At 66.7% G+C, this 26,964-nt stretch carries 28 protein-coding genes; 12 read left to right on the top strand and 16 right to left on the bottom strand.

Annotated features, from left to right (window positions below):
* Positions 1–89: 89 nt before the first annotated feature.
* Genes ACZY08_RS05705 through ACZY08_RS05720 form a run of 4 tightly spaced genes read left to right on the top strand, consistent with a single transcriptional unit; the run spans position 90 to position 3,918 of the window.
* Positions 90–1,229 (top strand): ABC transporter substrate-binding protein, encoded by a 1,140-nt coding sequence (locus ACZY08_RS05705; protein WP_463743584.1) that lies wholly within the window; start codon positions 90–92, stop codon positions 1,227–1,229.
* 9 nt (positions 1,230–1,238) lie between these two features.
* A complete protein-coding gene (locus tag ACZY08_RS05710; protein ID WP_463743585.1) occupies positions 1,239–2,111 on the top strand; it encodes an ABC transporter permease in 873 nt (290 codons plus the stop codon).
* The gene (locus tag ACZY08_RS05715) at positions 2,108–2,881 is read left to right on the top strand and encodes an ABC transporter permease (protein WP_463743586.1); all 774 of its coding nucleotides are present in this window, start codon (positions 2,108–2,110) and stop codon (positions 2,879–2,881) included. The genes ACZY08_RS05710 and ACZY08_RS05715 overlap by 4 nt, the downstream gene beginning before the upstream one ends.
* Complete coding sequence (locus tag ACZY08_RS05720) at positions 2,878–3,918, top strand: ABC transporter ATP-binding protein (protein WP_463743587.1); 1,041 nt, start codon at positions 2,878–2,880, stop codon at positions 3,916–3,918. Before ACZY08_RS05715 ends, ACZY08_RS05720 begins: the two co-directional genes overlap by 4 nt.
* Positions 3,919–3,932: 14 nt before the next feature.
* On the opposite strand, the gene pyrE is transcribed toward ACZY08_RS05720, so the two are convergent.
* The 3 genes from pyrE to ACZY08_RS05735 are packed head-to-tail and all read right to left on the bottom strand — an operon-like array spanning position 3,933 to position 5,768.
* Complete coding sequence (pyrE, locus tag ACZY08_RS05725; RefSeq protein WP_463743588.1) at positions 3,933–4,502, bottom strand: orotate phosphoribosyltransferase; 570 nt, start codon at positions 4,500–4,502, stop codon at positions 3,933–3,935.
* A gap of 60 nt (positions 4,503–4,562) precedes the next feature.
* Positions 4,563–5,357 (bottom strand): HugZ family pyridoxamine 5'-phosphate oxidase, encoded by a 795-nt coding sequence (locus ACZY08_RS05730; RefSeq protein ID WP_463743589.1) that lies wholly within the window; start codon positions 5,355–5,357, stop codon positions 4,563–4,565.
* Positions 5,358–5,378: 21 nt separating this feature from the next.
* A complete protein-coding gene (locus ACZY08_RS05735; protein WP_463744165.1) occupies positions 5,379–5,768 on the bottom strand; it encodes a hypothetical protein in 390 nt (129 codons plus the stop codon).
* Positions 5,769–6,062: 294 nt separating this feature from the next.
* On the opposite strand from ACZY08_RS05735, the gene treS reads away from it, so the two are divergent.
* Genes treS through ACZY08_RS05750 form a run of 3 tightly spaced genes read left to right on the top strand, consistent with a single transcriptional unit; the run spans position 6,063 to position 10,598 of the window.
* Entirely contained in the window at positions 6,063–7,811 is a 1,749-nt protein-coding gene (treS, locus tag ACZY08_RS05740; protein WP_463743590.1) for a maltose alpha-D-glucosyltransferase, read from the top strand.
* Complete coding sequence (locus ACZY08_RS05745) at positions 7,808–9,130, top strand: maltokinase N-terminal cap-like domain-containing protein (protein ID WP_463743591.1); 1,323 nt, start codon at positions 7,808–7,810, stop codon at positions 9,128–9,130. The genes treS and ACZY08_RS05745 overlap by 4 nt, the downstream gene beginning before the upstream one ends.
* A 13-nt stretch (positions 9,131–9,143) precedes the next feature.
* Positions 9,144–10,598, top strand: coding sequence for an MFS transporter (locus tag ACZY08_RS05750; protein WP_463743592.1), 1,455 nt, complete (start codon positions 9,144–9,146; stop codon positions 10,596–10,598).
* On the opposite strand, the gene ACZY08_RS05755 is transcribed toward ACZY08_RS05750, so the two are convergent.
* From ACZY08_RS05755 to glgX, 6 genes are all read right to left on the bottom strand, one after another.
* The gene (locus ACZY08_RS05755; RefSeq protein WP_463743593.1) at positions 10,548–11,648 is read right to left on the bottom strand and encodes an acyl-CoA dehydrogenase family protein; all 1,101 of its coding nucleotides are present in this window, start codon (positions 11,646–11,648) and stop codon (positions 10,548–10,550) included. The two genes, ACZY08_RS05750 and ACZY08_RS05755, sit on opposite strands and share 51 nt — an antisense overlap.
* 8 nt (positions 11,649–11,656) lie before the next feature.
* Positions 11,657–12,814, bottom strand: coding sequence for an acyl-CoA dehydrogenase family protein (locus ACZY08_RS05760; protein WP_463743594.1), 1,158 nt, complete (start codon positions 12,812–12,814; stop codon positions 11,657–11,659).
* Between the two features lie 71 nt (positions 12,815–12,885).
* Complete coding sequence (locus tag ACZY08_RS05765; RefSeq protein ID WP_463744166.1) at positions 12,886–13,638, bottom strand: ABC transporter permease; 753 nt, start codon at positions 13,636–13,638, stop codon at positions 12,886–12,888.
* A gap of 43 nt (positions 13,639–13,681) precedes the next feature.
* Positions 13,682–14,509 carry an ATP-binding cassette domain-containing protein gene (locus ACZY08_RS05770; protein ID WP_463743595.1) on the bottom strand — a complete coding sequence of 276 codons (828 nt, stop codon included), beginning with the start codon at positions 14,507–14,509 and terminating at the stop codon, positions 13,682–13,684.
* Positions 14,506–14,958, bottom strand: coding sequence for a MarR family winged helix-turn-helix transcriptional regulator (locus ACZY08_RS05775; RefSeq protein WP_463743596.1), 453 nt, complete (start codon positions 14,956–14,958; stop codon positions 14,506–14,508). The genes ACZY08_RS05770 and ACZY08_RS05775 overlap by 4 nt, the downstream gene beginning before the upstream one ends.
* 298 nt (positions 14,959–15,256) lie before the next feature.
* The gene (glgX, locus tag ACZY08_RS05780; RefSeq protein ID WP_463743597.1) at positions 15,257–17,380 is read right to left on the bottom strand and encodes a glycogen debranching protein GlgX; all 2,124 of its coding nucleotides are present in this window, start codon (positions 17,378–17,380) and stop codon (positions 15,257–15,259) included.
* A 62-nt stretch (positions 17,381–17,442) separates the two neighbouring features.
* Between glgX and ACZY08_RS05785 the strand changes: the two genes are divergently transcribed.
* Positions 17,443–18,258, top strand: a complete 816-nt coding sequence (locus tag ACZY08_RS05785; protein ID WP_463743598.1) for an enoyl-CoA hydratase/isomerase family protein — start codon at positions 17,443–17,445, stop codon at positions 18,256–18,258.
* Here the strand turns inward: ACZY08_RS05785 and ACZY08_RS05790 are convergent.
* The 7 genes from ACZY08_RS05790 to ACZY08_RS05820 all read right to left on the bottom strand — a co-directional run bounded on the left by ACZY08_RS05790 (position 18,251) and on the right by ACZY08_RS05820 (position 23,754).
* A complete protein-coding gene (locus ACZY08_RS05790) occupies positions 18,251–18,802 on the bottom strand; it encodes an isochorismatase family protein (RefSeq protein WP_463744167.1) in 552 nt (183 codons plus the stop codon). The genes ACZY08_RS05785 and ACZY08_RS05790 overlap by 8 nt on opposite strands.
* Before the next feature lie 25 nt (positions 18,803–18,827).
* Positions 18,828–20,111 carry a hypothetical protein gene (locus ACZY08_RS05795; protein WP_463743599.1) on the bottom strand — a complete coding sequence of 428 codons (1,284 nt, stop codon included), beginning with the start codon at positions 20,109–20,111 and terminating at the stop codon, positions 18,828–18,830.
* Positions 20,108–20,533: a hypothetical protein gene (locus tag ACZY08_RS05800; protein WP_463743600.1), complete on the bottom strand. Its 426-nt coding sequence runs from the start codon at positions 20,531–20,533 to the stop codon at positions 20,108–20,110. The genes ACZY08_RS05795 and ACZY08_RS05800 overlap by 4 nt, the downstream gene beginning before the upstream one ends.
* Positions 20,530–20,721, bottom strand: coding sequence for a hypothetical protein (locus tag ACZY08_RS05805; RefSeq protein ID WP_463743601.1), 192 nt, complete (start codon positions 20,719–20,721; stop codon positions 20,530–20,532). The genes ACZY08_RS05800 and ACZY08_RS05805 overlap by 4 nt, the downstream gene beginning before the upstream one ends.
* Positions 20,718–22,544, bottom strand: coding sequence for a hypothetical protein (locus ACZY08_RS05810; protein WP_463743602.1), 1,827 nt, complete (start codon positions 22,542–22,544; stop codon positions 20,718–20,720). The genes ACZY08_RS05805 and ACZY08_RS05810 overlap by 4 nt, the downstream gene beginning before the upstream one ends.
* A 76-nt stretch (positions 22,545–22,620) precedes the next feature.
* Positions 22,621–23,424, bottom strand: a complete 804-nt coding sequence (locus ACZY08_RS05815) for a DUF427 domain-containing protein (RefSeq protein ID WP_463743603.1) — start codon at positions 23,422–23,424, stop codon at positions 22,621–22,623.
* 36 nt (positions 23,425–23,460) lie between these two features.
* A complete protein-coding gene (locus ACZY08_RS05820; protein ID WP_463743604.1) occupies positions 23,461–23,754 on the bottom strand; it encodes a hypothetical protein in 294 nt (97 codons plus the stop codon).
* Between the two features lie 123 nt (positions 23,755–23,877).
* On the opposite strand from ACZY08_RS05820, the gene ACZY08_RS05825 reads away from it, so the two are divergent.
* The 4 genes from ACZY08_RS05825 to ACZY08_RS05840 all read left to right on the top strand — a co-directional run bounded on the left by ACZY08_RS05825 (position 23,878) and on the right by ACZY08_RS05840 (position 26,959).
* Positions 23,878–24,435 (top strand): cysteine peptidase family C39 domain-containing protein, encoded by a 558-nt coding sequence (locus tag ACZY08_RS05825; protein WP_463743605.1) that lies wholly within the window; start codon positions 23,878–23,880, stop codon positions 24,433–24,435.
* The gene (locus ACZY08_RS05830; protein ID WP_463743606.1) at positions 24,410–24,865 is read left to right on the top strand and encodes a PPOX class F420-dependent oxidoreductase; all 456 of its coding nucleotides are present in this window, start codon (positions 24,410–24,412) and stop codon (positions 24,863–24,865) included. Before ACZY08_RS05825 ends, ACZY08_RS05830 begins: the two co-directional genes overlap by 26 nt.
* A 130-nt stretch (positions 24,866–24,995) precedes the next feature.
* Positions 24,996–26,243 carry a glycosyltransferase family 4 protein gene (locus ACZY08_RS05835; RefSeq protein WP_463743607.1) on the top strand — a complete coding sequence of 416 codons (1,248 nt, stop codon included), beginning with the start codon at positions 24,996–24,998 and terminating at the stop codon, positions 26,241–26,243.
* Complete coding sequence (locus ACZY08_RS05840) at positions 26,237–26,959, top strand: class I SAM-dependent methyltransferase (RefSeq protein ID WP_463743608.1); 723 nt, start codon at positions 26,237–26,239, stop codon at positions 26,957–26,959. Before ACZY08_RS05835 ends, ACZY08_RS05840 begins: the two co-directional genes overlap by 7 nt.
* The last annotated feature ends 5 nt before the right edge of the window (positions 26,960–26,964 follow it).

The raw sequence follows: 26,964 nt of genomic DNA on the forward strand, positions 1-26,964 counted from the left end.
GGTCCAGCGGATTTCGATGAGTCTCGCGTTCGGTGACGTCGCGATAGGGTGCCGGTGCGCGCGCTTGGTGACCGACGGAGGGTTTCGTAATGATCACGTCCCGGATCGTGACAGCATCGGCGGCTCTGGCCGCCTCGGCCCTCGTCGCGGCGGGTCTGGCGGCGTGCGCGCCGCCGCAGAAAGGCGCGGCGGGCGGCGATACCGATACCGGCGTCAAGATCGCCGAGGCCACGTCTGCGGCCGACTTCGGGGGGATGGAGAAGCTCGTCGCGGCGGCCAAGGCCGAAGGCGAACTCAATGTGATTGCGCTGCCCCCGGATTGGGCGAACTACGGCGCCATCATCAAGGCCTTCGAGGAGAAGTACGGCATCGAGGTGAACTCGGCGCAGCCCGACGGTTCCAGCCAGGAAGAGATCAACGCGGCCAACCAGCAGAAGGGCAAGAGCACCGCGCCCGACGTGTTCGATCTGGGACAGTCGGTAGCACTCGCGAACACCTCGATGTTCGCTCCGTACAAGGTGGCCACGTTCGACGACATCCAGGAGAACCTCAAGGACCCCGACGGCACCTGGGTCAACGACTACGGCGGCTTCATGTCGATCGGCTTCGATTCGACGAAGGTCCCGCCGATCACCTCTGTCGAAGACCTGCTCAAGCCGGAGTACCACGGCAAGGTTGCGCTCAACGGGGACCCGACCCAAGCCGGCGCAGCCTTCGCCGGGGTGTTGATGGCGGCGGTGGCGCAGGGTGGGTCGGCCGATGACATCGCTCCCGGAGTCACGTTCTTCGAAAAGCTCAACGAGGCAGGCAACTTCCTGCCACTCGACCCGACCCCGGCCACGATCGAATCGGGGCAGACCCCGGTGGTGATCGACTGGAATTACCTCAACGGCACCGAGAGCCAGAAGGTCCCGGGCTGGCAGGTGGTGGTTCCCCACGAGGCCCTGGTCGCGGGGTACTACTACCAGGCGATCAACAAAGACGCACCGCATCCCGCCGCAGCCCGGCTGTGGCAGGAATTCCTGTTCAGCGACGAAGGCCAGAATCTGTATGCCAAGGGTGGGGTTCGCCCGGTGCGCGCGGACAAGATGATCTTGGCGGGCACTGCGGACCGCGCAGCATTCGGTCAGTTGCCACCCATCGACGGTCCGGTGACGGTTGCGACCCAGGCCCAAACCGACACCGCCAACAAGTATCTGGCCGACAACTGGGCCAAGGCGATCGGCTGAGGTACGCCAATGCCGGGTAGTACTGCTCGCCGGGATCTACGCGCGGATATCCGGGACGCGCTGCCGTTGCTGCCGTTCGTCGCGGTGGTGACGGTGTTCCTGATCGTGCCGACGGTGACGGTGATCGTCATGGCGTTCTTCGCCGACGGATCCTTCTCTTTTGACCGCATCGCCGCGCTGTTCTCCGGTACCGCACTGGCCGCGCTCGCCAAAAGTATTGCGCTGTCGGCCAGTACCGCACTGATCGGGGCGGTGCTGGGCGCCGCGCTGGCGTGGTTGATCGTCAGCAGTCCGCCGGCGTCGATGCTTCGCCGCACGGTGCTGGCCCTGTGCAGTGTGCTGGCCCAGTTCGGCGGTGTGGCGCTGGCTTTCGCTTTTCTGGCCACCATCGGGCTCAACGGCGTACTGACGCTGTGGGTTAGAGAGAACCTCGGCTGGGACCTGGCCGGCTCGGGCTGGTTGTACGGGTTGGGCGGGCTGATCCTGGTTTACAGCTACTTCCAGATCCCGTTGATGGTGATCGTCTTCCTGCCCGCCCTCGAGGGGTTGCGTGCGCAGTGGCGCGAGGCCGCGGTGAGCCTCGGCGCGTCACGGTGGCAGTACCTGCGGGAGGTCGCGGTGCCGCTGCTGACCCCGGCGTTCCTGGGATCGGCGTTGTTGTTGTTCGCCAACGCGTTTGCCGCGTATGCCACCGCGGCCGCTCTCGTCAGTCAGGGCAGTCCGATCGTGCCGCTGTTGATCCGGGCCGCCCTCACCAGCGAGGTCGTGCTGGGTCAGTCCGGCTTCGCCTATGCGCTGGCGTGCGAGATGATCGTGGTGGTGGCCGTGGTGATGATCGCCTACAACGCGCTGGTGCGCCGCACGGCGAGGTGGCTCAAATGAACCGGGCTGCCCGCGTGGCGCTCTGGGGGGCGTTCGGCCTGTTCTTCCTGTTTCCCCTGTACGCGATGGCCGACTTCTCCACCCGCAACCTGCTGGCCGGCGGCCGCACCGGTGCGGCATGGCGCAACCTGGTGGCCGATGAGGCGTTGTATCAGGCCATTCTGATCTCGCTGCTGCTTGCGGTGTTCACCGTCATCGCGATGTTGGCGCTGCTGGTGCCGACGATGATCTGGGTGCGCGTGCGGGCCCGCTGGGCCGCACCGATGGTGGAGTTCCTGTGCCTGCTGCCGTTGACCATCCCGGCCCTGGTGATCGTGGTGGGCCTGCGCAATGTGTACCTGTGGGTCACTTACCTTCTCGGCGAATCGGCGCTGACCCTGACTTTCGTCTACGTGGTGCTGGTGCTGCCGTTCGCCTACCGGGCAATCGATTCCGCACTGTCGGCGATCGACCTGCAGACGTTGTCGGAGGCCGCCCGATCGCTGGGGGCCGGTTGGTTGTCGACGATCACCCGGGTGATCGTGCCCAACATCTGGTCCGGGATCCTGTCTGCAGCCTTCATTTCCATTGCCGTGGTGCTCGGTGAATACACGGTCGCTTCGTTGAGCGGTTTCGAGACGCTCCCGGTCCAGATCGTGGCGATCGGTAAGAGCGACGGTGCGACATCGGTGGCGGCTTCGCTGGCCACCCTGCTGCTGGGGTTCGCCCTGTTGTTGGTCTTGGCAGCGCTCACGCGGGGCCGCCGTCGGACGTTGGGAGTTCAGACATGAGTCTCGGGGCCGGTGTGCGCGTTGAACTTCGTGACCTCACCCGCACTTACGGCAACGTCCACGCACTCGACGGGCTGAGCCTGTCCATCGAGCCGGGGGAGTTGGTGGCGCTGCTCGGGCCGTCGGGCTGTGGCAAGACCACTGCGCTGCGAATCCTGGCCGGACTGGAGGAGGCCACCTCCGGAACCGTGCTCGTCGGTGGTCGTGACATCAGCTCGATGCCGGCGAACAAACGAGATATGGGCATGGTGTTCCAGGCCTACAGCCTGTTCCCGCACCTGACCGTGTTGGACAACGTCGCCTTCGGTTTGAAGATGCGCGGAAAGTCCAAGCAGGACAGGCTGTTTCGCGCCGCAGATATGCTCGATCTGGTGGGCCTGGCCGCGCACAAGGGCAAGTATGCCGGCGAGTTGTCCGGCGGCGAACAGCAGCGGGTGGCGCTGGCCCGGGCCCTGGCCATCGAGCCGAGGGTGCTGCTGCTCGACGAGCCGCTGTCGGCGCTCGATGCCAAGGTGCGTTCCCAATTGCGCGACGAGATCCGGCGGGTGCAGCTCGAGGTCGGCACCACGACGTTGTTCGTCACGCACGACCAGGAGGAGGCCCTGGCGGTTGCGGACCGGGTCGGCGTGATGAGTCATGGCAAACTCGAGCAGCTCGACGCTCCGGCCGTGCTCTACGCCCGCCCGTCGACGCCGTTCGTCGCCGAATTCGTCGGCTTGCACAACAAGGTGCGCGCTCGGGTGTCGGGCGGACGGGCCAGACTGCTGGGCGCCGAGTTGCCGACGCTGCCCGGATCGATCAGCTCGGGGGCGGGTACTGCGATGGTGCGGCCGGAGTCGATCCGGGTGCGCGCCGATCCGGACGGGCCGGCGGTGGTGGAATCCGTGGCGTTCCTCGGCCCCACATCGCACGTGTACATGTCACTGCCCGACGGCTCGCTGATTCACGCGCAGCTGCCCAGCTCACGCGCTCGTGCCTTCCGGTCCGGCGTGGTGGTCAGCCTCGCCCTGGAGCGGACGCCGGTGCTGGTGATCTAGCTCAGACGCCTGCCCTAAACATCCTTGACCGGTTCGATTCCCAGATCGCGGTAGGTGACCAGCGCTGCGAACGGCACACCGCGCTTGGCGAACCTTCCGGTGGCCACGTCGCCACGGTCGACCATCGGGATGACGCCGGTGACGACGGCGCCGACAGCGGTGACCCGCTCGTAGGCGATCTCGGTGGACCCGCCGGTGCTGATCACGTCGTCCACCAGAAGCACCCGGGTGCCTTGCTCGAGCCGGGTGCCTTCGATCCACTGCTCGCGACCGCGTGACTTCTGTTCCTTGCGCACCGAGAACCACGCCTTGCCTGTCACCATCGCGACACCGTGGGCCAGCGGGTCGGCGCCCATTGTCAGCCCGCCGACGGCATCGAATTCGATACCGGTCGCGGCCGCGAGATCGGCGACCGCGCGACTGACGATGGCCATCCGCTCGCCGGTGTCGATGGCGAACTTGCCGTCGATGTAGTCGTGGCTCAGCTGTCCGCTCGCCAGCCGGAACGGTTCCTCACGGTGTTCGTAGCCGCGGGTGCGGATCAGATCGAAGGCGGCTTGCCAGGTCTCGGGGCGCTCAGGCATACCCGCGATCGTATTGCACGCCCCCGACGGGTCGCGGGCCCAGCCGGCGCGGTGCGCCGATCAAGCCTGAGCGCGCTGAGCCAACTCGACGGTGGCCGCCCGCAACTCGCCGTACGAGCTGATCGGTGCGGCGTAGCCGACGCGGGTGTAGGCGATCCCGCGCTCGGTGGTGACCCGCAGATCCAGGCCATAGCGATCGGCCCCGGCGCATACCGCCGCGTCGGCGTCGGGATAGCCGCCGAGGGTGCGCGCCATGTCGGCCAGCGAATCGGCGTGATCGGCGTTGAGATGCTCGATCGCGCCGGCGGCGTGCGGTGCGACGGGGTCGGGTTGGGCGGCGGCATAGGCCTCGCCGGTGGTCGAGTCCATCCGGCCGTATCCGCCGACCCAGCGCACGCGCCGTACGCGCAGCACCCAGAGCGAGAAGTCGCTGAAATCGATGTAGTAGCGCGCGGCGGCCACCGCGTCCAGGTGGGCCTGGCGGGCTGCGGCGAGCTCGTCGCCGGTGGGCCGCTCGACGATCCCGGCCAGGGTGATGCGGCTGCCGGCCAACGGATCTGACCCGGTGTCGGGGGCGACGACGGAGATGCTGGCCCGGGGATCACCGATCAGGTTGCGGCCGTGCTCGGCCATGTTGGACACGCACAGCACCGGTGCGCCGGCCAGCAACCCGTAGGTGATGAAGGACGCCCACGGGTCACCGTCGGCGGTGAGCGAGGCCAATGTGCCTGCGTTGGTCGACGCGGCGACCGTGCGGGCTTCCTCGGCCGCAGACGGGCGTGCCCCCTCGATTACCTCCGTAAGCGGGGGAGGAACCGAGGGGGCATCACCGGGGTCACCATGATCTCGAGTCACGCAGCGACCCTATCGGGCGGCTCAGCCGCCGAGTGCGGCGATCAGATCCTTGATCTGAGCGGTTTCGGCTTCGGTCGCGGGCTCCTCGGCCTCGACGGCCTCGATGAGATCCTTGCGCAGTCCGACGCCGTTGGCGGCTTCCGCGGTGGACAGCTTCGCGCGGCCGCGCGCAACGTAGAGACGCTGACCGAGCGTGGCACCGGGGCCCTCCGACGCCGTCGTCATCAACTCGTCGTAACGGTGCCGTACGCCGCTGAGTGCGACGATCACCGACGGGGTGACCCGGCTGCGGCCGGCCGCCTCCGACAGCGACGTCTGCAGCTTGCGCAGACCGCTGAGGACCACGGACGCCCGGTCGGCGTACTCCGGGTCGCCGGTCGGCGGTAGCGCGTCGATCGCGGCGATGTACATGTGCATCGCCGCATCAGACAGACCAACGATTACTGGTGCTTCACCGTCATTTGGTGCGGACTCACCCACAGGCCATCCCTCGTCGAATGTGTTATCGCCGGCCCATAGCCGACGAGGAGATCAAATGCGGGAGAAACGTAACCCGTCGCCGTCTCTTATTCAACCGTTAGTTTTTCCGCAAACACGTCCTTGGCGGTGAATTACGTTGCTGCAGGATCGTTTCGGATCGTCATGCTCCGGGCGAGGTTCCGTGCAGGTGTCGAGGACGGATGAAGTGGGTACGTTGGGAAGCTGATGGACAACGTTCACGATGATCACTGCATGGTCGAGCACCCGACCGCCGAGGACTTCGACCATGCCAGAACGCTGCCCACCGACCGAGACTGGTTCAAGCGGGCGGTGTTCTATGAGGTGCTGGTCCGGGCGTTCTACGACTCGAACGCCGACGGTGTCGGTGATCTGCAGGGTCTGACCCAACAACTCGACTACCTCAAATGGCTGGGTGTGGACTGCCTCTGGCTGCCGCCCTTCTACGATTCGCCGCTGCGTGATGGTGGCTACGACATCCGGGACTTCTACAAGGTGCTGCCCGAGTTCGGCACCGTGGAGGATTTCGTCACGCTGCTCGACGGGGCGCACCGCCGGGGCATCCGCGTCATCACCGACCTCGTGATGAACCACACCTCCGACTCACACGCCTGGTTCCAGGAGTCGCGGCACAACCCCGACGGTCCCTACGGGGACTTCTACGTCTGGAGCGATACCAGCGACCGGTACGCCGATGCGCGCATCATCTTCGTCGACACCGAGGAGTCGAACTGGACCTTCGACCCGGTGCGCCGGCAGTTTTACTGGCATCGGTTCTTCTCGCACCAGCCCGATCTGAACTACGACAATCCGGCCGTGCAGGAGGCGATGATCGACGTCCTGCGGTTCTGGCTGGATCTCGGTATCGACGGCTTCCGGTTGGACGCGGTGCCCTACCTGTTCGAGCGCGAGGGCACCAATTGCGAGAACTTGCCCGAGACGCACGCCTTCCTCAAGCGCTGCCGCAAGGTGGTCGACGACGAGTTCCCCGGCCGGGTGCTGCTGGCCGAGGCCAATCAGTGGCCGGCCGATGTGGTCGAGTACTTCGGCGATCCGGGTACCGGTGGCGACGAATGCCACATGGCCTTCCATTTCCCGTTGATGCCGCGGATCTTCATGGCCGTGCGGCGCGAGTCGAGGTTCCCGATCTCGGAGATCCTGGCCCAGACACCGGAGATCCCGGATACGGCGCACTGGGCGATCTTCCTGCGCAACCACGACGAGCTGACCTTGGAGATGGTCACCGACGACGAGCGCGACTACATGTACGCCGAGTACGCCAAGGATCCGCGGATGAAGGCCAACGTGGGTATCCGCCGCCGGCTGGCTCCGCTGTTGGAGAATGACCGCAACCAGATCGAGCTGTTCACCGCGCTGCTGCTGTCTCTGCCCGGATCCCCGATGCTCTACTACGGTGACGAGATCGGCATGGGCGACATCATCTGGCTCGGCGACCGCGACAGCGTGCGCACCCCGATGCAGTGGACACCGGACCGCAACACCGGGTTTTCCACCGCCAACCCCGGCCGGCTGTACCTGCCGCCGAACCAGGACGCGGTTTACGGGTATCAGTCGGTGAATGTCGAAGCCCAGCGGGACAGTTCGACGTCGCTGCTGAATTGGACCCGCAGCATGCTGGCCGTCCGTGGCCGCCACGACGCGTTCGCACTCGGCACGTTCCGCGAGCTCGGTGGCTCCAATCCGTCGGTGCTGGCCTACGTCCGCCAGATCGAGAGCGACGGCGATGCGGTGCTGTGCGTGAACAACCTGTCGCGGTTTCCACAGCCGATCGAGCTGAATCTGCAGGAGTGGAGCGGATATACGCCCATCGAGATGTCCGGCCAAGTCGAGTTCCCCAGTGTCGGTCAGTTGCCTTACCTGCTGACCCTTCCCGGCCACGGGTTCTACTGGTTTGAGCTTCGCGGGCCCGAGCGAGATCCCGGAGTGCAGCAATGAGCCTCGAATTCGGTGATTGGCTGAGCCAGCAGCGCTGGTACGCCGGCCGTGGCCGCGAGTTGGCCGCCGTCACACCAGGTCTGGTGCTTGAGTTGGCCGACGGTCTCGATCTGGTGCTGCTGCTGGTGTCCTATGCCGACGGCGGCGCCGAGCGCTACCAGGTGCTGGTGAAGTGGGATGCCGACCCGATCGACGAGTACAGCTCCGTGGCCACGATCGGCAGCGACGCCGGGCGGACCGGCTATGACGCCCTCTATGACCAGGACGCCGCGCGATACCTGCTGGAGATGGTCGACCGGTCGGCCACGGTGGGCACGCTGAGGTGCACCAAGGAGCCGGGGGCCACGCTGCCCTTGGATGCGCTGCCCCGGGTTTCGGCGGCCGAGCAGAGCAACACCAGTGTGGTGTTCGGTCAGGATGCGGTGCTCAAGGCGTTCCGCCGGATCACTCCTGGCATCAACCCCGACATCGAACTCAACCGCGTGCTGGCCCGCGTTGGCAATCCGCATGTGGCCAAGTTGCTCGGATCGATCGATATTGACTGGGACGGCGAGTCTTTCGCCTTGGGTATGGTGACCGAGTTCGCCGCCAACTCGGCCGAGGGCTGGGACATGGCCAACGCCAGCACCCGCGACCTGTTCGCCGAGGGCGATCTGTATGCCGACGAGGTCGGCGGTGACTTCGCCGCCGAGTCCTACCGGCTGGGGGAGGCCGTCGCCTCGGTGCACGCCTGCCTGGCCGAAGAGCTCGGCACCGAGTCGGTACCCTTCCCTGCCGAGCTGATGTCCGCGCGCCTGGCCACTGCCGCAGCGGCGGTACCCGAACTGCGCGAACATGTCTCGTTGATCGAGGACCGTTACCGCAAGCTGGCCGACGAGCAGGTGAGTGTGCAACGGGTGCACGGCGACCTGCATCTCGGGCAGGTGCTGCGCACCCCGGAGCGCTGGCTGCTGATCGACTTCGAGGGTGAGCCCGGCCAGCCGTTGCAGCTCAGGCGCAGCCCGGACTCCCCGCTGCGCGACGTCGCGGGGATGTTGAGGTCCTTCGACTACGCGGCGTACGCCCGCCTGGTGGACCTGGCCGGAGACGATGACCGGGCCCGGCAGTTGGCTGCCCGGGCCCGGGAGTGGGCCGACCGCAACAGCACGGCGTTCTGCGACGGCTATGCCGCGGTGGCCGGCGCCGACCCGCGCGAGCACGCCGCGTTGCTGGCGGCCTACGAGCTGGACAAGGCGGTGTATGAGGCCGCCTACGAGGCCCGCTTCCGGCCCAGTTGGCTGCCCGTTCCCCTGGGGTCGGTGGCACGGCTGATCGGCTGATACCTTCCTTAGCGTGCCTAATCAGCCTGTGCGCCGATCGGCGCCCGACGGGCTGCTGATCGCCGTTCTCGCGGCGGCCGGGATCAGCGTCTCGCTGATGCAGACCCTGATCATCCCGTTGATCCCGCAGTTGCCTGCGCTGCTCGACACCACCGGAGCCAACGCATCGTGGGCGATCACCGCGACCCTGCTGACCGGCGCCGTCGCCACCCCGATGTTGGGCCGGCTCGGAGACATGTACGGTCCCAAGTGGATTCTCGTGCTGTGCGCGGCACTGCTGTTCATCGGATCGGTGATCGCGGCCCTGACCACCTCGCTGATCCCTTTGATCATCGGGCGTGGGCTGCAAGGGTTCGGCGTCCCGGTGATCCCGCTCGGCATCAGCGTGCTGCGTGCTGCCCTGCCGCCTGAGCGGGTGGCCTCGGCCATGGGATTGATGAGTGCGTCATTGGGCGTCGGCGGCGCGCTGGGCCTGCCGTTGTCGGCGGTGATCGCCGAACAGTTCAACTGGCATGCACTGTTCTGGTGTGCGGCCGCACTGGGCCTCGGCTCGGGAGTCCTGTTCGTCCTGCTGGTGCCTGACCTCGAACCGGTGTCCGCCGATCACCGCTTCGACCCGATCGGCGCCATCGCGCTGGGCACCGGCCTTGTGTTGCTGCTGCTGCCGATCTCCAAGGGCGGGATGTGGGGCTGGACCAGTACCACCACGGTCGGCATGTTCGCCGCCGCGGTGGTGACCTTCGGGGTCTTCACCTGGTGGCAGTACCGGGTGCCCTCGCCCATCGTGGACATGCGGACCACGTTGAAACGACCTGTGCTGCTGACGAATCTGGCTTCCATTGCGGTGGGCTTCGGCATGTTCGCGCTGTCGCTGGTGGGCCCGCAGTTGCTGGAGATGCCCCGCGAAACCGGATTCGGCCTGGGCCAGAGCATGATCGCCACCGGTCTGTGGATGGCGCCCGGCGGCCTGGCGATGATGGCCGCGGCTCCGGTCGCCGCGCGGGTGGTGTCGTCGCACGGGCCGAAGATCGTGCTGGTGATCGGCAGCACGATCATCGCCACGGGCTACCTGGCCGGCACCCTGATGCTCGGCAGCCCCGTCGGCCTGTTGGTGCTCGGCCTGATCGTCAGCTTCGGCGTCGGGTTCGCCTTCGCCGCACTGCCCGCCTTGATCAACGCCGCGGTGCCGGTGTCGGAAACCGCATCGGCCAACAGCATCAACTCACTGGCCCGTTCGCTGGGTACCTCGACGTCGAGTGCGGTGATGACCGCGGTGCTGGCCCAGATGACCATCAACTTCGCAGGGCACGCGCTGCCCTCGTTGCCGGGATTCCGTGTCGCACTGTTGATTGCCGCGGCTGCGGCCGCCGGTGCCGCCCTGGTCGCGATGGCGATCCCGAAAGCGCCCGAGATTCCCTCAGAGCGTGGCGATCTCGTAGCTGTCGAGCTGACCGACCAGCGTCCGTAGCTGATCGGCGGACGAGCCCAGGGTGTGCTCGATCGCGGTCAGCCGGGCGGCGTAGTGCCCGATCGGGTACTCCGCGGTGACACCGATACCGCCGTGTAACTGGATCGACTCCTGCGAGATGTGCCGTCCCGAGCGGCCGATCTGCAGCTTGGCCCGCGCCGCGATCACCGGGTCGAGTTCGCCGTCGGCAATGGACATCGCGGCGTAGGTGCCCATGCTCCGCGCCAGCTCGAGCGACATGTACATGTCGGCAGCGCGCTGGGTCAGGGTCTGGAACTTGCTCAGCGTGACCCCGAACTGCTTGCGCTGCTTGAGGTAATCGGCGGTCAGGCGCAGCGACTCGTCCATCACTCCGACGGCCTCGGCACACAGTCCGGCCGAGATCCGTACCAGCGCACGGGTGATCGCGGCACCGGCATCGGCGGCCTCGCCCAGCGGCTCGGCGGGCGTGGCATCCAGCGTGACCTGGGCGCCGCGCTGGCCGTCGAACGTGCGGTAGCCCTGACGCGCGACGTCGGCTGCGTCGACCAGGAACAGTCCGGTCCCGCCATCGGGCAGCGCTGCGGTCACGATCAACGTGTCCGCGACGTCGCCGGCCAGCACCGGGTTCTTGGTGCCGCTCAGCGTCCACCCGTCCCCGGTGCGCGTCGCGGTGGTCGTCACACCGGCCGATCCGCGCACGCCCGGTTCGGAGTGGGCGAAGGCCAGAATCCGCTCGCCGGAAGCGACTTCGTCGAGAAGTGCGCGCTGGGCGTCGGTGCCCACCTCGGCGATGATCGCGCCGGGACCGATCGCCCCGTGCAGCACCGGCTCGGGCGCCAACCGGCGCCCGATCTCGCCCAGCACCACCATGATCTCGATCTGGCCACCGGAGTCCTCGTCGAAACCCAGTCCCAGAACGCCGATCTCGGCGAGCTGTCCCCAGACCTGGCGGTCGAATCCGGGCTCGGACTCCACCACCTTGTTGCGCTTTTCGGTGTCGTAACCCGACAGCAGGTCACGGGTGGTGTCGGCCAGCAGGGCCTGTTCATCAGTTAGCTGAAAGTCCATGGCTCAACTCACAATCCGAGAATGGTGGACGCGATGATGGTGCGCTGCACCTCGTTGCTACCGCCGTAGATCGAGGTCTTGCGGTAGTTGAGGTAGTGCGGAGCGGCCTGCTGGGCCCATTCCGGCGAGGCGATGTCGCCGGCCTCATACGGCAGCGCGTCGGCGCCGGCGACCTCGACGAGCAGTTCGGTGGCGGTCTGCTGCAGCTGGCTGCCGCGCAGCTTCAGCACCGAGGACGCCGGGCTGGGCTTGCCGTCGGCCGAATCGGAGGTCACGCGCATCTGGGTGACCTCCAGTGCCAGCACGTCATTTTCAGCCTCGGCCAGGCGCGCGGCGAACAGTGGATCGGCCAGCAGGCCATTGGCCGCGGCGCGTTCCTTCACCTCGGCGAGACGTACCTTGGTCCGGGCCACCTGGGCGATCCCGGTGCGCTCGTTGCCGAGCAGGAACTTCGCGTAGGTCCAGCCCTGGTTCTCCTCGCCGACGAGCTGGTTGGCGGGCACCCGGACGTCCTCGAAGAACACCTCGTTGACCTCGTAGCTGCCGTCGATCAGCTTGATCGGACGCAGCGTCACACCGGGGGTGTCCATTTCGAACAGCAGGAACGAGATACCCGCCTGCTTCTTGGGCGCCTGCGGGTCGGTGCGGACCAGGCAGAAGATCCAGTCGGCGTGCTGACCCAGCGTGGTCCAGGTCTTCTGGCCGTTGACCACGTAGGTGTCCCCGTCGCGGATCGCGGTGGTGCGCAGGGAGGCCAGGTCCGAGCCGGCCTCGGGCTCGGAGAAGCCCTGGCACCACCAGATGTCCAGCGCCGCGGTCGGCGGCAGGAAGCGTTCCTTGACCTCCTGCGAGCCGAACTCGGCGATCACCGGGCCGACCATCCTGGCGTTGAAGGTGAGCGGCTCGGGGACGCTCGCCAACTGCATCTCGTCGAGCCAGATCTGATGCTGGTTGGGCGTCCAGTCCTTGCCGCCCCACTCGACCGGCCAGTTGGGCACGGCGAGGCCGTGCTCGTGCAGGATCTTGTGCGCAGTGACGATGCCCTCTTTGCCGAGGGGTAACCCGAGCCGATTCTGTTCGCGAAGCTCGGCGGGGATTTTCGTCGTATAGAAGGTGCGCAGCTCATCGCGGAAAGCTGCTTCCTCCGGTGTGAGCGCCAGTTGCATGACCGTCTCCCTGTCGGTGGATCTGACTGCACACTAAACCACCCGGTTGGTTGGGGACGCCAGGGTTCGGTCTACCGGACCAGCCGGCGCAACAACAACGAGGCGACGGCGACGCCGAGCACCGCGGCCGCGATCAGCACGCTGATGTCGAGCGCCCAGTTGGTCGGGGTGCCGATCAGCAGCCCGCGCAGCGCGTTGACCTCGTAACTGAGCGGGTTGACCGTGGACAACCAGCGCAGCCAGGTCGGCATGATGTCGACGGGGTAGAGCGCGTTGGACGCGAAGAACAAGGGCATGGTGATCGCCTGGCCGATACCCATCAGCCGGTCCCGCTTGCGCACCAGCCCGGCCAGCGTCATCGACAGGCACGCGAAGAAGGCCGCCCCGAGCGCCACCACGGCCATCGCGGCCAGGATGCGCAGCGGATTGACCGTCATCGCGATCCCCATCAGATATGCCAGGAGCACGACGCCGACCACCTGCACCACCGAGCGCACCCCGGCCGCGAATGCTTTGCCCGCCACCAGCGCCGAAGCCGGCGCGGGAGTGACCATGAGCTTGGCCAGGATGCCGGCGTCGCGATCCCAGATGATCTGGATGCCGTAGAAGATCGAGATGAACAGTGCCGACTGGGCGATGATCCCCGGTGCCAGGAAGGCCAGGTAGCCCACACCGCCGGTGTCGACGAGGTGCAGGCGGCTGAAGGTCTGGCCGAAGATCAACAACCACAGCGCGGGCTGGACCATCCGGGTGAACAACTCGGTGCGGTCGTGGCGCAGCTTCTGCAGTTCGACCAGGGCGAAGGCCGACATCCGCCGTGCCATCGCGCGGACCCGGCGCATCCCGCGCGGGGCCAGGACCAGTGCTTCAGCTGACACGGCGGGCCGTCCTACGGGTCGCCCGAACCTCACGCATGCCGCCGGGTTGATGCCCGGCATCGGTCAGGTCCGACCCGGCGTAGTGGCGGAAGACGTCCTCGAGAGTGGCGTTCTCGGACTCCTCGGCCGTCGACACTCTGGCCTTGAGTTCGGCCGGCGTCCCGAGCGCCTGCAACCGACCATGGTGCATCAGTGCCACCCGGTCGCAGAGGGCGTCGGCCTCGCCCATGTAGTGCGTGGTGAGTAGCACTGTCATCCCGAACTCGGCCTGCATCCGGCCGACCTGTGCCCAGACGCTGTCGCGCGCGATGGGATCCAGCCCGACCGTGGGCTCGTCGAGGATCAGCAGCTGCGGACGGTTGACCAGTGCCTGAGCCAGCTCGAGGCGGCGCACCATGCCACCGGAGTACGTGCCCGCCACGGCACCGGCGACATCGAGCAGTTGCATCGACTCCAACGCCTGGTTCACCCGATCGGCGCGTTCGGCCCGCGGCACGTCGTACAGGCGCGCGAACAACTCGACGTTCTGTCGGCCCGTGAGCGCTGCTTCGATCGAGAGTTGTTGCGGGACATAGCCGATGTTGTGCCGGATGTCCATGGTGTGCCGGTCCGCGTCGAGACCGAATATCCGGACCTCGCCCTCCTGTACCGGCGTCAGGGTGGTCAGCACCCGCACTGCCGTGGTTTTGCCCGCGCCGTTGGGACCGAGCAGCCCCAGGGTCTCCCCGCGATGGACCTGCAGGGTCAGGTCGTCGACCGCGGTGAAGGCGCCGTAACGATGGGTCAGGTGCCGGCAGTCGATGGCCGGGGCGCTCATGTTTCGCTCTCGTGCAGGAGCCGGGTCAGTTCGTCCATGACATCCAATCCGTTTGCCAGATCGTTGATCTGGCCGTCGTCAAGTTGTGCCAGCACAGCCGACAGTGCGGCCCGGCGGGCCGCCCTGGACTCGTCGGCGATCGCCTGCGCGGGCGGGGTGAGCCGCAGGCGGCCGACGCGCCGGTCCGCGTCGTCGGCGGTTCTGGTGAGCATCCCGTCGGCGACCAGGCGTGACACCAGCGTGGACGCGGAGTTGGGCACCAGGCTGAGTTCGGCGGCCGCTTCCCGCACCGAGATGCCGGGCCTCCGGCCGACCAGGCGTAACAGTTCGCCCTGCGACTGGGTCAACCCGGTGCCGTCGAATCCGCCACCGGTGGACCGGCGCAGCTGTCTGCGGAACCGGCCGACGACGGAGAACAACTCGCTGACGAGATCGTGTCGGGCCTCCATGCATCCACAATAGCTCTGTTACAGAGGTATTGTGGATGAGAGAACTTTGGGGACTCGATGAGAAACCGATTTGAATGAGTTCGGAAGTGTTGCGGCAAACCCGAGGAGACGCCGCAGCCGTGGCCGCAGGGTAGTTGCCGCCGCTCTTCGGCTCGTACCCCCCAGCCCGCCCGGCCGGTGACATCAAGCAAGCGCTCGACGTCTACTTAGGCGGCCACGGCTGCTACATGTTCAAGGTACCAGACTTCCTGGTTAGGGCAGGGACTTCGGGCTGATGAGCAACGCTTTGAATTGACGCTCAATCTGATTCGGCCTGCAGCACCAGGACGGCGCGCGCATCCACGAGGACGGTGTTGCCGGCAGCGACTGCATCGCGTGTGGAGTTTGCCGAAGTGCTGATCGCCGGAATCCAGCGGGCGCCGAATTGTGCCGGTGGTAACGCGAACTCGATCGGTTCATAGTGCGCGTTGAAGCACAGCAGGAACGAGTCGTCGACCACCCGCTGACCCCTGACATCCGGATCGGCGATGCCCTGTCCGTTCAGGTACACGGCCACCGACTTGGCATACCCGGTCTCCCAGTCCTCGGCCGTCATGTCGGACCCATCGGGTGCGAGCCAGGCGATGTCGGGCAATCCGGCGGCGCCCGCCTCGCGTACCGGCCGGCCGTCGAAGAACCTGCGGCGCCGGAACACCGGATGCGCGGCGCGTAGGGCCGACACCGAGCGGGTGAACTCGATCAGATCGAGATCCGCTGTGGTCCAGTCGATCCAGGAGATTTCGTTGTCCTGGCAGTAGACGTTGTTGTTTCCGCGCTGGGTGCGGCCCAACTCATCGCCGTGCGAGATCATCGGAACGCCCTGGGAGAGCAGCAGAGTGGCCAGGAAGTTGCGTTGCTGGCGGCCGCGCAACGTGTTGACCGCAGGATCATCGGACGGACCTTCGGCACCGCAGTTCCACGATTTGTTGTTGCTCTCCCCGTCGCGGTTGTCCTCGCCGTTCGCCTCGTTGTGTTTTTCGTTGTAGGACACCAGGTCCCGGAGGGTGAATCCGTCATGGGCGGTGACGAAGTTGATCGAGGCGAACGGGCGACGGCCGGTCTGCTCATAGAGATCGGCCGAACCCGTCAGCCGGTAGGCGAACTCGTCGAGCGTGGCCGGCTCGCCACGCCAGTAGTCGCGCACGGTGTCGCGGAACTTGCCGTTCCATTCGGTCCACTGCGGCGGGAAGTTACCCACCTGGTAACCGCCGGGCCCGACATCCCATGGCTCGGCGATCAACTTGACCTGGCTGACAATCGGATCCTGTTGCACCAGTTCGAAAAAGGCGCTCAACCGGTCCACGTCGTAGAACTCGCGGGCCAGCGTGGCGGCCAGGTCGAAACGGAATCCGTCGACACGCATCTCGGTGACCCAGTACCGCAACGAGTCCATGATCAGCTGCAACGAGTGCGGATGGCCGACGTTGAGACTGTTACCGGTACCGGTGTAGTCCATGTAGTACTGCTTGTCGTCGTCGACCAGCCGGTAGTAGGCGGCATTGTCGATCCCGCGCATCGACAGCGTCGGCCCCAGGTGGTTGCCCTCGGCCGTGTGGTTGTAGACGACATCGAGGATCACCTCGATGTCGTTGGCGTGCAGTTCACGCACCATGGCCTTGAACTCCTGGACGTGACCGCCGGGGGTGCCCGCCGAGCTGTAGCGGGGGTCGGGCGCCAGGAACCCGATCGTGTTGTAGCCCCAGTAGTTCGACAAGCCTTTGTCGACCAGGGTGGAGTCATCCACGAAGTGGTGTACCGGCATCAGTTCGATGGCATTGACCCGCAGTGCTTTCAGATGCTCGATGATCGCCGGATGTGCGACGGCGGCGTAGGTTCCGCGCAGCTGCTCGGGGATGTCCGGGTGGGTTTGGGTGAGCCCCTTGACATGGGCCTCGTAGATGACGGTGTCCGCGTACTCGTGACTCGGCGGGTGGTCGACGCCCCAGTCGAAGTACGGATTGATCACCACGGCCTTGGGCATGTGGGCCGCCGAATCGTCGTCATTGCGGCTGTCCGGGTCGTCGAAGTTGTAGGAGAACAACGGCTGGCCCCAGTCGAAGGAGCCTTCGATGGCCTTGGCGTACGGGTCCAGCACGAGCTTGTTCGGGTTGCAGCGCCGGCCGGACCCCGGATCGTACGGGCCGTGCACCCGGTAGCCGTAGCGTTGGCCGGGCTCGATCCCGGGAATGAAACCGTGCCAGACGAATCCGTCGACCTCGGGCAGCGTCACCCGCGTCTCATGCAGCGCCCCCGACTCGTCGGGATCGAACAGACACAGTTCGACTCGCTCGGCCACCTCGCTGAACAACGCGAAATTGGTACCCGAGCCGTCATAGGTCGCGCCGAGCGGGTAGGGCTTGCCGCGCCACGTTTCGGAGGTCACTAATCGACGATACGGCGCCCGGGGACCTGCGGCCGGATGAATGTTCGGCGGTACAGTCAGCCGTGACCATCAGCTCTGACCCGCCGGAATACCAGACGGTGCGGGTCACCCTCGACAACGCGGTCGCGATCATCACGCTGGACCGTCCGCAGCAGCGCAACGCCTTCGGCGGCGGGATGCGCGAGGAGTTGGCCGACGCCTACCTGCGTTGCGACGCCGACGACGCGATCCGGGCGATCGTGCTGACCGGCACTCCACCGGCGTTCTGCGCCGGCGCGGACCTCGGCGCGGGGGAGCAGACCTTCACCGAACCGGGGCAGGAATTCAGCGCCGCCGGCCTGGCCGTGCCGGCCTGGACCCTGGACAAACCGGTGATCGCGGCGGTCAACGGACACGCCATCGGCATCGGGCTGACCCTGGCGTTGCAGTGCGACATCCGGCTTTTCGCCGCCGATGCCCGGTACGGCGTGGTGCAGGCCCGGCGCGGCATGGTCGGCGACGCCTACTCGCATTGGGTGCTGCCCCGGCTGGTGGGCCTGGCCAATTCCGCGGAGATCCTTTTGACCGGAGCCACGTTCGACGGATATCGCGCGGTCGAACTCGGCCTTGGCAGCCGCGTGCTCCCGGCCGAGCAGGTTCTGCCTGCCGCACTGGAAATCGCACACGACATCGCGGTCAACACCGCGCCGATGTCGGTCGCGGCCAGCAAACGGCTGCTGTGGGATTCCTATGATCTCGACCGCGCGGGAGTCGGTGCCCGGGAGACCCGGATACACCTGGAGTTGATGGCACACGACGACGCCCGTGAAGGCGTGCGTGCCCACGTCGAGCGTCGGGACCCGCGCTGGACCGGTCGGCCCGTCGACCCGACTAAGTGATTTCCACCCCGGTGGAACGCAATTCGGCCAGTGCCGCAGTGCTGCTCTCCGGCGCGACACCGGCGGTCAGGCCGGTCAGCACACGGGTGCGCAGCCCCGCCTTCACCGCATCGGCCGCGGTGGCCGCGACACAGTAATCGGTGGCGATGCCCACCACGTCGACCGCATCGACGCCGCGCTCGGCCAGCCAATCCGCCAGGGGTGTCCCGGAAGCGTCGACGCCTTCGAACCCGCTGTAGGCCGCCGAATGGTGGCCTTTCTCGAACACCGCCTCCACGGTGGTCGAGTCGAGATCGGGATGGAATGCCGCACCCGGGGTATCGGCCACGCAGTGCCGCGGCCACGACGTCCGGTAGTCAGGGCTGTCGGAGAAATGCTCACCCGGGTCGATGTGGAAATCCTTGGTGGCCACCACATGGTCGTACCCGTGGTCGGAGGCCAGTAGTGCGGTGATGCCCCGCGCCACCGCTGAACCACCCGCGACCGCCAGCGAACCACCCTCGCAGAAATCGTTCTGCACGTCGACGACGATCAGTGCCCGAATCTGCCTGGAGGACATGGTTCCGACGCTACCCGCCGAACAGCAGGTACAGCCCGGTGAAGGTATAGCCGACCATCACCAGCATCGTCGCCAATTGGCCGGTGAGCTGGTGTTGTTTCGGCAGCAGGCGCAGGGCTCGGTCGTGTGCGGCGATCACCCCGGCGACGTGACCGGCCAACACGAACCCGACCTTGAGACTGGCCAAGAGCGTGGGGTGAGCGGAGAGGAAGTAGCTGACCTGCACGTCGTGGAGCCCGAAGAGCAGGATCACTGTCTGCTGGCCGCGCTCGACCAGATAGGACAGGTAATGCGCGAACACATAGCCGATGACGATCGGGATCAGCGAATGCGCCATCAGCCCAGGCAACTTCCGCCGCAGCTCGCGATCCACCCCGCCCGTGGTGCGGGTAGCCGCCCAGAACGTGACCGCCACCGTGGACGCGAACACCAGCAGGCCCGCGGTACGGATCAGGCTGGAGCCCAGCGGCGAGCCCGCATGCGCGTCGACGAAGTTACGCCACTGCGGCATCGCCGAGAAGCTGTCGAACGCGGTCGATCCCAGCAGCACGGCAAGCACGGCGACCAGCCCCGGCCGCACCGGCAGCGAGGGCAGGTGATCGAACGGGTTACCGATCACGATCCGGCCATCGTGGCGGCGCAGCGGTGAGAGCCTCGATGCGACCGTGCTGTACACCTCGAACGGGTCCGCGCTCTCCAACCAGCGCTGACCGCAACACAGTGCACCGGCGAGCGTCACCACGAGGTAGATCAGCAGCCAGTTACGAATGGCCACAACCGATCCCGGGTCGGGGCTCGCCAGCTCCAACCACACGAACGCGAACAGCCCCGCGGCAGCCGGCCAGTAGCCGAGCCGTTCGGGATAGCTTCGGCCACCAGTCGGTAGGAACCGGGACAACGTACGGACCGGCGAGATCAGCCGCCACACCGGGCCGAACAGCACCGAGGCGGCGACCAACCCCACCCACAGCAGCACATAGAAGACCCCCGGCAGCGGATTGGCACCAGGCGGCCGGGCGAACGCGGTGTACGCCACCCACCCGGTGAACACGAGCGCGAGCAGGCCCACACCCCAGCGGGTCACGGGAGAGTCGAACGCCGTCGTCACCCAGCGCGGCAGCCCCAGACCTGGCTTGTCAGGATCGAACCGGGGCCGCCGCCAGGCCAGCGCCACCACCGCAAAGGTGAACGTCAGCGTCCAAGCCGCACCGATCAGGGCGTACGTGTAGGGGATCGGGAGGTCGGTCGAACCGCCCAGACCGTGGGCCAGTACCGCGGTCGCCCCGGGCGTCACTGCTGCACTTGCACGCCGGCGATCGTGCGGTTCAGGTGGTGCAGCTCGATGTCGACGGTGCCGGGCACGTCGACGGTGAACTGGAACTGCTGACCGTTACGTGCCTCGATCTTGAAGCTGTGTTCGGGATTCGAGTGCACGTGCAACTCATCGGCGGCGTCGCTGTTGACCCGCACCACGATCGGCTCGCCGACCTTGCCCGTCAGCCGCTCGTTGGTCGGAGTCACCTGACCGGCCTTGATGGTGACGTCGATCAGCAGCCGGGCGGGGGCCTGCTGCTGGTTGGTCATGTCCGACGGACTGACGGTGGTCGCCGAGGGAGCGGCAGACTCGGCGGACTCGCCGGAGCCGCCGCCACAACCGGCCGTCACCAGGGCGAGGGCGGACGTCAGGACGATGACACTGCTTTTGAGGTTGATCACGGTGAACCATCTTCGCCGCAGGAGTGCGTACCTTCATCTTGAGCGTCGCCGCTGTCGTCATCACGCGGCCTGCGCCGGTCGCGCATGGCGACGTACACCACGACACCGACCACGACCAGCGCCGGCGCGAAGGCCGGCAAGGCCAGCAGCAGCGTGTGGTCGGCCTGATACTCGATCGGATACGTCATGTGAGCCCGGCGGGTTCACGGCCGGCGGCCAGCTCCCTGGCGTTGATGCGGCCGGCACCCCAGGTCAGCCCGGCGATCAGGAGCAGCGTGCACACCAACACCACCAGCGACGCCACGTTGTACAGCCAGGACGGGTGATCGAGGTTGCGTTCACGCTGCAGAATCGTGATCTCCTGCACGAACTCTCGGCTGCTCGAGGTCAGCGCCGGGGTTTCGGGCGCTCCGATACCCGGGTCGGCGGGCAGGAAGATCGGGACACCGGCCATGGTGTTTCCGTCCTGCACGCGCAGCAGGGTCTTCCAGCTTCCGGACACCGGGATGGGCTGCGTCGAGCGGTAATGCCCCGGGCCCACCTTCTCCAACGGGTCGACGATCAGGCCACGGTCGTTGGGCAGGCCTCCCTGCCACGCCAGGATCGACACCCACTCCGGATTGTCGCTGACCACGTCGGCCGGGCTGATCTGCACATCGGCCGAGGCCATGCGATGCCCGTTGTGGGCCGGAAGATCCGTCAGAGTGATGGTGGCACTGGCATTTTGCGGAACTTCGGTGCGTAGCCCGTTGGCCACGGCGCCGCCGATCACCAGCACGGTGGCCACCACGATCGAGATGCCCACCGCGGGCCGGGGCAACGCCTGGCCGGTGAGCACCAGGGCCAGCAGTGCGCCACAAAGGCCCATTCCGACGGCGACCGGTATCGCCATGCCCAGCGCCTCACCCCACATGCTGGTCGGCCAGGGGTAGTGGTAGACCGCGCCGATCCACAACGATTCCAGCCACAGCCCCACGGTGCCGACGCCCAGCCCGCCTACCGCGCCAAACAGGATGGGTCGCTTCACAAGTGGGGTCAGGGCAATGAGCTCGACCACCAGTGCCGGCCCCAGGTACAGCGCGAACCAACTTGTTGGCGCACCCAGAACCGGGCCCACGATCAAGGCGACCGCTCCACGCAGCGCGATCGCGAACCCGGCGGCGATCAGCGCGGCACCGGGGCCGAGGACCAACCGTGCCGCGACTGCGGCGAATGCGGCCGCGGCGGCGATCATCATCGGTTGCAGCACCAACCGGAACTGCTCGACGCCGAAGTCGTATTCGATCTGGAACACCGACAGGCCGATGAACAGACCGCCGAAGGACAGGAAGTAGAGGAACTTGTTGAACTTACTGTCCTCACCTGCGTCCGGGCCAATCGCCACCCGTCCCTCGTGCTCGAGCAGCAGCACGGCGATCAGCGACAACCCGGCGCCGCCGATGAGCATCAAATGCGTTGGGCCCCAAAGGGTGACATCCTGGCCGAAGATCCGGTGCCAGATGTCGTCGAGCGGAAAACCGATGAGCGCATAGAGGCCGCAGAGCGCCATCAACACACCACCCACCGGGGCGTACCAGCTGCGGGTGATCCGGATGGCTGCCGGGCCGGGCTTGTCGTAGGGCAGGACGATGGCCATCGAACCGGCGATGAACAGCAGGAACAGCCCGAACAGGATGAAGTAGTGCGCAGGGTTGGCCAGGGGGCCCGGATCCCGGCCCTTGCCGATGTGCAGGCTGACATCCCAGATGAAGCCGAACAGCGCGCAGATGATGGTCGCGGTGAACAGGAACACCTGCAGCGCCACCCACGGCGGCCGGTGGAATTTGCGGCCCAACCATTCGGCGAAATCGTTGAGCCAGGTGATGCGCCGGTTGCGGTGCAGGTAACCGATCCACAGCAGGGCGACGGTGACGATGAGGGCGACCACCGACATGCCGACCACCTGGTCGAGTGCGGCGCCACCGCCCTCCGTCCCGGTGGCCGCGGTGAGCGTGACGTCCGGTGAGCTCATCATGACCTCCGGTCAACTGACAGTGGTGTCGGTGACAGATGTTGCCAGAAGCGGGCGGCCGCAAACAGGCGTTCCGTTAGCTCCGTCGGCTCCACGGTGTGACGGGACGGTCCACCCGCTCGCCGTCGACGAACACATCGACGTGCTCGTCGAAGAAGCAGACGCGGTCGCCGACCGGCACCGCGTCGTTCAGCGGTTCGTGATAGGCCCAGGCCAGATCGGTGGCCCCGCCGGGCACCGAGTAGTACGTGGCCCGGCCCTTGTATGCGCAGTATGTGACGGTGTTGCTCACGGCGAGTGCGGTGGTGACGTCTTCGCGGGGCAGGTAGTGCCGGGTGGGGAGCCCGGTCTCGAATAACAGCATGGGATCGCAGGATTCGGCCAGCACCCGTCCGTCGAGTTCGACGCGGATGCGTCGCCGGCTGCGCCGGATGTCGATCCGGTGGAACGGGTCGTGCGGGTGCGCGACGATCGCCTCGTCTTCCTCCCGCCATTCGAACGTCGAGAAGTCCAGGATCAGGTAGTCGGCCAGGTCCGCGTCGTCGGGCTGAAATGCCGCGGCAGCACCGGCTTCGTCACCGGCGATGACGTCGAACGTTGTGCCCGGGCAGGTGTGTGCGGTGAACGGCACCGACGGATCCAGGAAGCCGGGGATCTCGTCGTCACCCACCTCCCCGCCGGCCGGAACCAGTTGTGCCGTCAATGCCGAACGCGGCACCGCATACGTCGGGACCACCCGGCGCGGTTCCCAGACCAGGACCGCCGCATCGGTGTCGGCCACCGGTTCACCGCCCAGACAAATCCGAATTCGCTTGGTAGTGGGCTGGTATCGCAGAGCACCCGACTCGCTACCCAGTAGGTCGGCCATCTTCACTGCCATCGGATCATTATCGACGGCAATGGCGGTGGCTGTCTGCTACTTGACGTCGACGTACACCGTGCGGGTGGTCACGGCGCTCAGCGTGTCGGTGCGGCTGAAGTTCGGTCCGGGCCGGACCGCGACGACGGTCGCCTTGTCCAGCGGTGCCGAACCCAGGCGGTTGACGATCACCGTGTAACCCTGGGATTGCAGTTCTTCGATGGTCTGTTGAGCGTTGCTGGGCCCGTTGGGCGCGGCTGTCGCGAGCGCGACGGCAGGCCCGATGACTGCAGCTGCCAGCCCGCTGACGGCCGCGGCGACGAATCGCGACTTTCCGATTGTGTTTCGCACGGGACTGTCCCTCCTGTTCCGGTTCGCGGCGTTTCGATACGCTGCCCGTTGTCAGGTAAAACCGGCAGCTCAGAAGCTTTAGTTCCGATGGCAGGAATTGATCGATCAGATGACCGGATCTGTGTGAAGCCAGGCAGACTGGCGGCCTTGCGGCTACGGCAACGTGACGGGATCACTTGTGGCCCTACGGTCGCCGTGGTGGCCGGCGCCTTGCTGGATCACACCTATCGCGCGGAGTTGCTGAACCCCGACGGCCATACCTGGTTCGCCGAGGAGCAGGGCCGAATTCACGCTGCGGTCAACCGGATCTGGCCGCGACAGCTCGGGACCACGCCGGTGGGAATGGCCCGCGCGCTGTCCGACCACAGCGCGAAGCGTGGAGTCGGGTACCGGTGGCGGCGCTTCCGCGGCGCCCGCGACACGTTGTCGGATGTGCGTGGTGCTGTCGCGGAGGGCTGGCCCGTGGCAATGCTGATCGGTGAGCGCGGTATTCCACGGCACTGGGTGCTGATCGTCGATGCGGATGGCGATGTGCTGCAGTGCTACGAACCGTCGTCGGGCAAGGTGCTGCCGATCGACGTCGCGGCGGTGACCGGCGCGCGGCTGACGGGGTTGGGCTTTCCCCGGCCGTTCGCCTTTGTCCTACCGTCGAGGCATGGCCCGAAAGTATGCGACCGCTGACAACGTAGGAATCGACGAACTCCTGGACTTCGTGCGCCCACGTCACCACATGGTGCTCACCACATTCCGGGCCGACGGTTCGCTGCAGACCTCGCCGGTGACCGGCGGGGTCGACGAGCAGGGGCGCATCGTGATCGCGAGTTACCCGCAGCGGGCGAAGGCAGCCAACCTCCGCCGCACGCCCCGGGCCAGCGTGACGGTGCTGTCCGAGGAGTTCAACGGTCCGTATGTGCAAGTCGACGGTAATGCCGAGGTGATCGAACTGCCGGACGCGGTGGAGCCACTGGTCGACTACTTCCGCGCGGTCGCCGGCGAACATCCGGACTGGGACGAATACCGGCAAGCGATGGTGGACCAGGGCAAGTGCCTGATCAGGATCACTCCGACGCACTGGGGCCCCGTTGCCACCGGTGGCTTCCCTCCGGCCTGAGCGTCGGCCGACGCGTTGCGTTGGCTAGCAGGTCAAACTATAGTCTGGACACATGTCCAGAGGGTTCGGAGTCGACGCGTGAGCGTGTATTCCCAGCTCAGCAGTATTCCGGCCGTCGGGTGATCTCATTATGCGTATCGCGTTGCTGTCCTATCGGAGCAAGACTCACTGCGGTGGCCAGGGCGTCTATGTGCGCTACCTGAGCCGCGGGCTCGCCGAACTCGGCCATGACGTCGAGGTGTTCTCCGGCCAGCCGTATCCCGAGGGTCTGGACCCGCGGGTGACGCTGACCAAGGTTCCCAGCCTCGATCTCTACCGCGAACCGGACCCGTTCCGGGTGCCCAGGCCCAGTGAGATCCGCGACCACATCGACGCCCTGGAACTGGGGACGATGTGGAGCGCCGGGTTCCCGGAGCCCCGGACGTTCACCATGCGCGTCGCGCGGATCCTGGCAGCGCGCCGCGACGAGTTCGACGTGGTCCACGACAACCAGAGCCTGGGCTCGGCATTGTTGAAGATCGCCGCCCTCGGCCTGCCGGTCGTCGCGACCGTGCACCACCCGATCACCCGCGACCGGGTGGTCGAGATCGCCGCCGCCAAGTGGTGGCGCAAGCCGCTGGTGCGGCGCTGGTACGGGTTCGCCGAGATGCAGAAGAAGGTGGCCCGCAGGATCCCCGAGTTGCTCACCGTGTCGTCGTCCTCGGCCGCCGACATCGCCGAGGACTTCGGGGTGACGCCGAATCAGCTGCACATCGTGCCGCTCGGTGTGGACACCGAACTGTTCAAGCCCAGCGACCACCGGGTGAGCGGGCGCATCATCGCGATCGCCAGCGCCGACGTCCCCCTCAAAGGGGTCAGCCATCTACTGCATGCAGTGGCCCGGCTGCGGGTGGCACGCGACCTCGACGTCCAGTTGGTCTCCAAGCTCGAACCTAACGGGCCGACCGAGAAACTCATTGCCGAGCTTGGTATCTCGGACATCGTGCACAGCTCCAGTGGGCTGAGTGACGGGGAACTCGCCGCGCTGCTGGCCTCCGCCGAGGTGGCCTGCATCCCGTCGCTCTACGAGGGCTTCTCGTTGCCTGCCGTGGAAGCCATGGCCAGCGGCACCCCGATCGTGGCCAGCCGCGCGGGCGCACTGCCCGAAGTGGTCGGTGACGACGGCGCCTGCGCCCGGCTGGTGCGCCCCGCCGATGTCGACGAGCTCACCGAGGTGCTGGGTGAACTGCTCGACTCGCCGTTGGAACGCCGCAAGCTCGGCGCCGCCGGGCGGCAGCGGGCGCTTGACGTCTTCAGTTGGGAATCGGTGGCCGCACAGACGGTATCGGTATACGAGATGGCCCGTGAGCGGGTAGAAGCGAAGGAGGGCTCATGCTGACCGTCGATTTCGACCGTCTCGGTGTCGGACCGGGCACGACGGTGATCGACGTGGGCTGCGGTGCGGGCCGGCACACGTTCGAGGCCTATCGGCGCGGGGCCTCTGTCGTCGGCTTCGACCAGAGCGTGTCCGACCTCAACGACGTCGACACGATGCTGCAGGCGATGCGGGAAGCGGGCGAGGTTCCGCTGTCGGCCAAGGGTGAGGCCGTCAAAGGTGACGCTCTCGACCTGCCCTACCCCGACGCCAGCTTCGACTGCGTGATCGCATCGGAGATCCTGGAGCATGTACCGCAGGACGACCGCGCCATCGCTGAACTCGTGCGGGTCCTCAAACCCGGTGGCTCGCTTGCCATCACGGTGCCACGCTGGCTCCCGGAGAAGGTCTGTTGGCTCCTGTCGGACGAGTACCACGCCAACGAGGGTGGCCACATCCGCATATACAAGGCCGACGAGTTGCGGGACAAGGTCCTTGCGCACGGGCTGACGCTCACCCAGACGCACCATGAGCACGCGCTGCACGCACCGTACTGGTGGCTCAAATGCCTTGTCGGCACCGAGAAGAACGACCACCCCGCGGTCAAGGCCTACCACCGGCTGCTGGTGTGGGACATGATGGGCCGGCCCTGGCTCACCCGCACCGCCGAGTCGGTGCTGAACCCGGTGATCGGCAAGAGCGTCGCGCTGTACTTCCGCAAGCCCGAAATCGACGGGTAGGCCCG

Source organism: Mycobacterium sp. IDUB_9 (assembly GCF_055419505.1).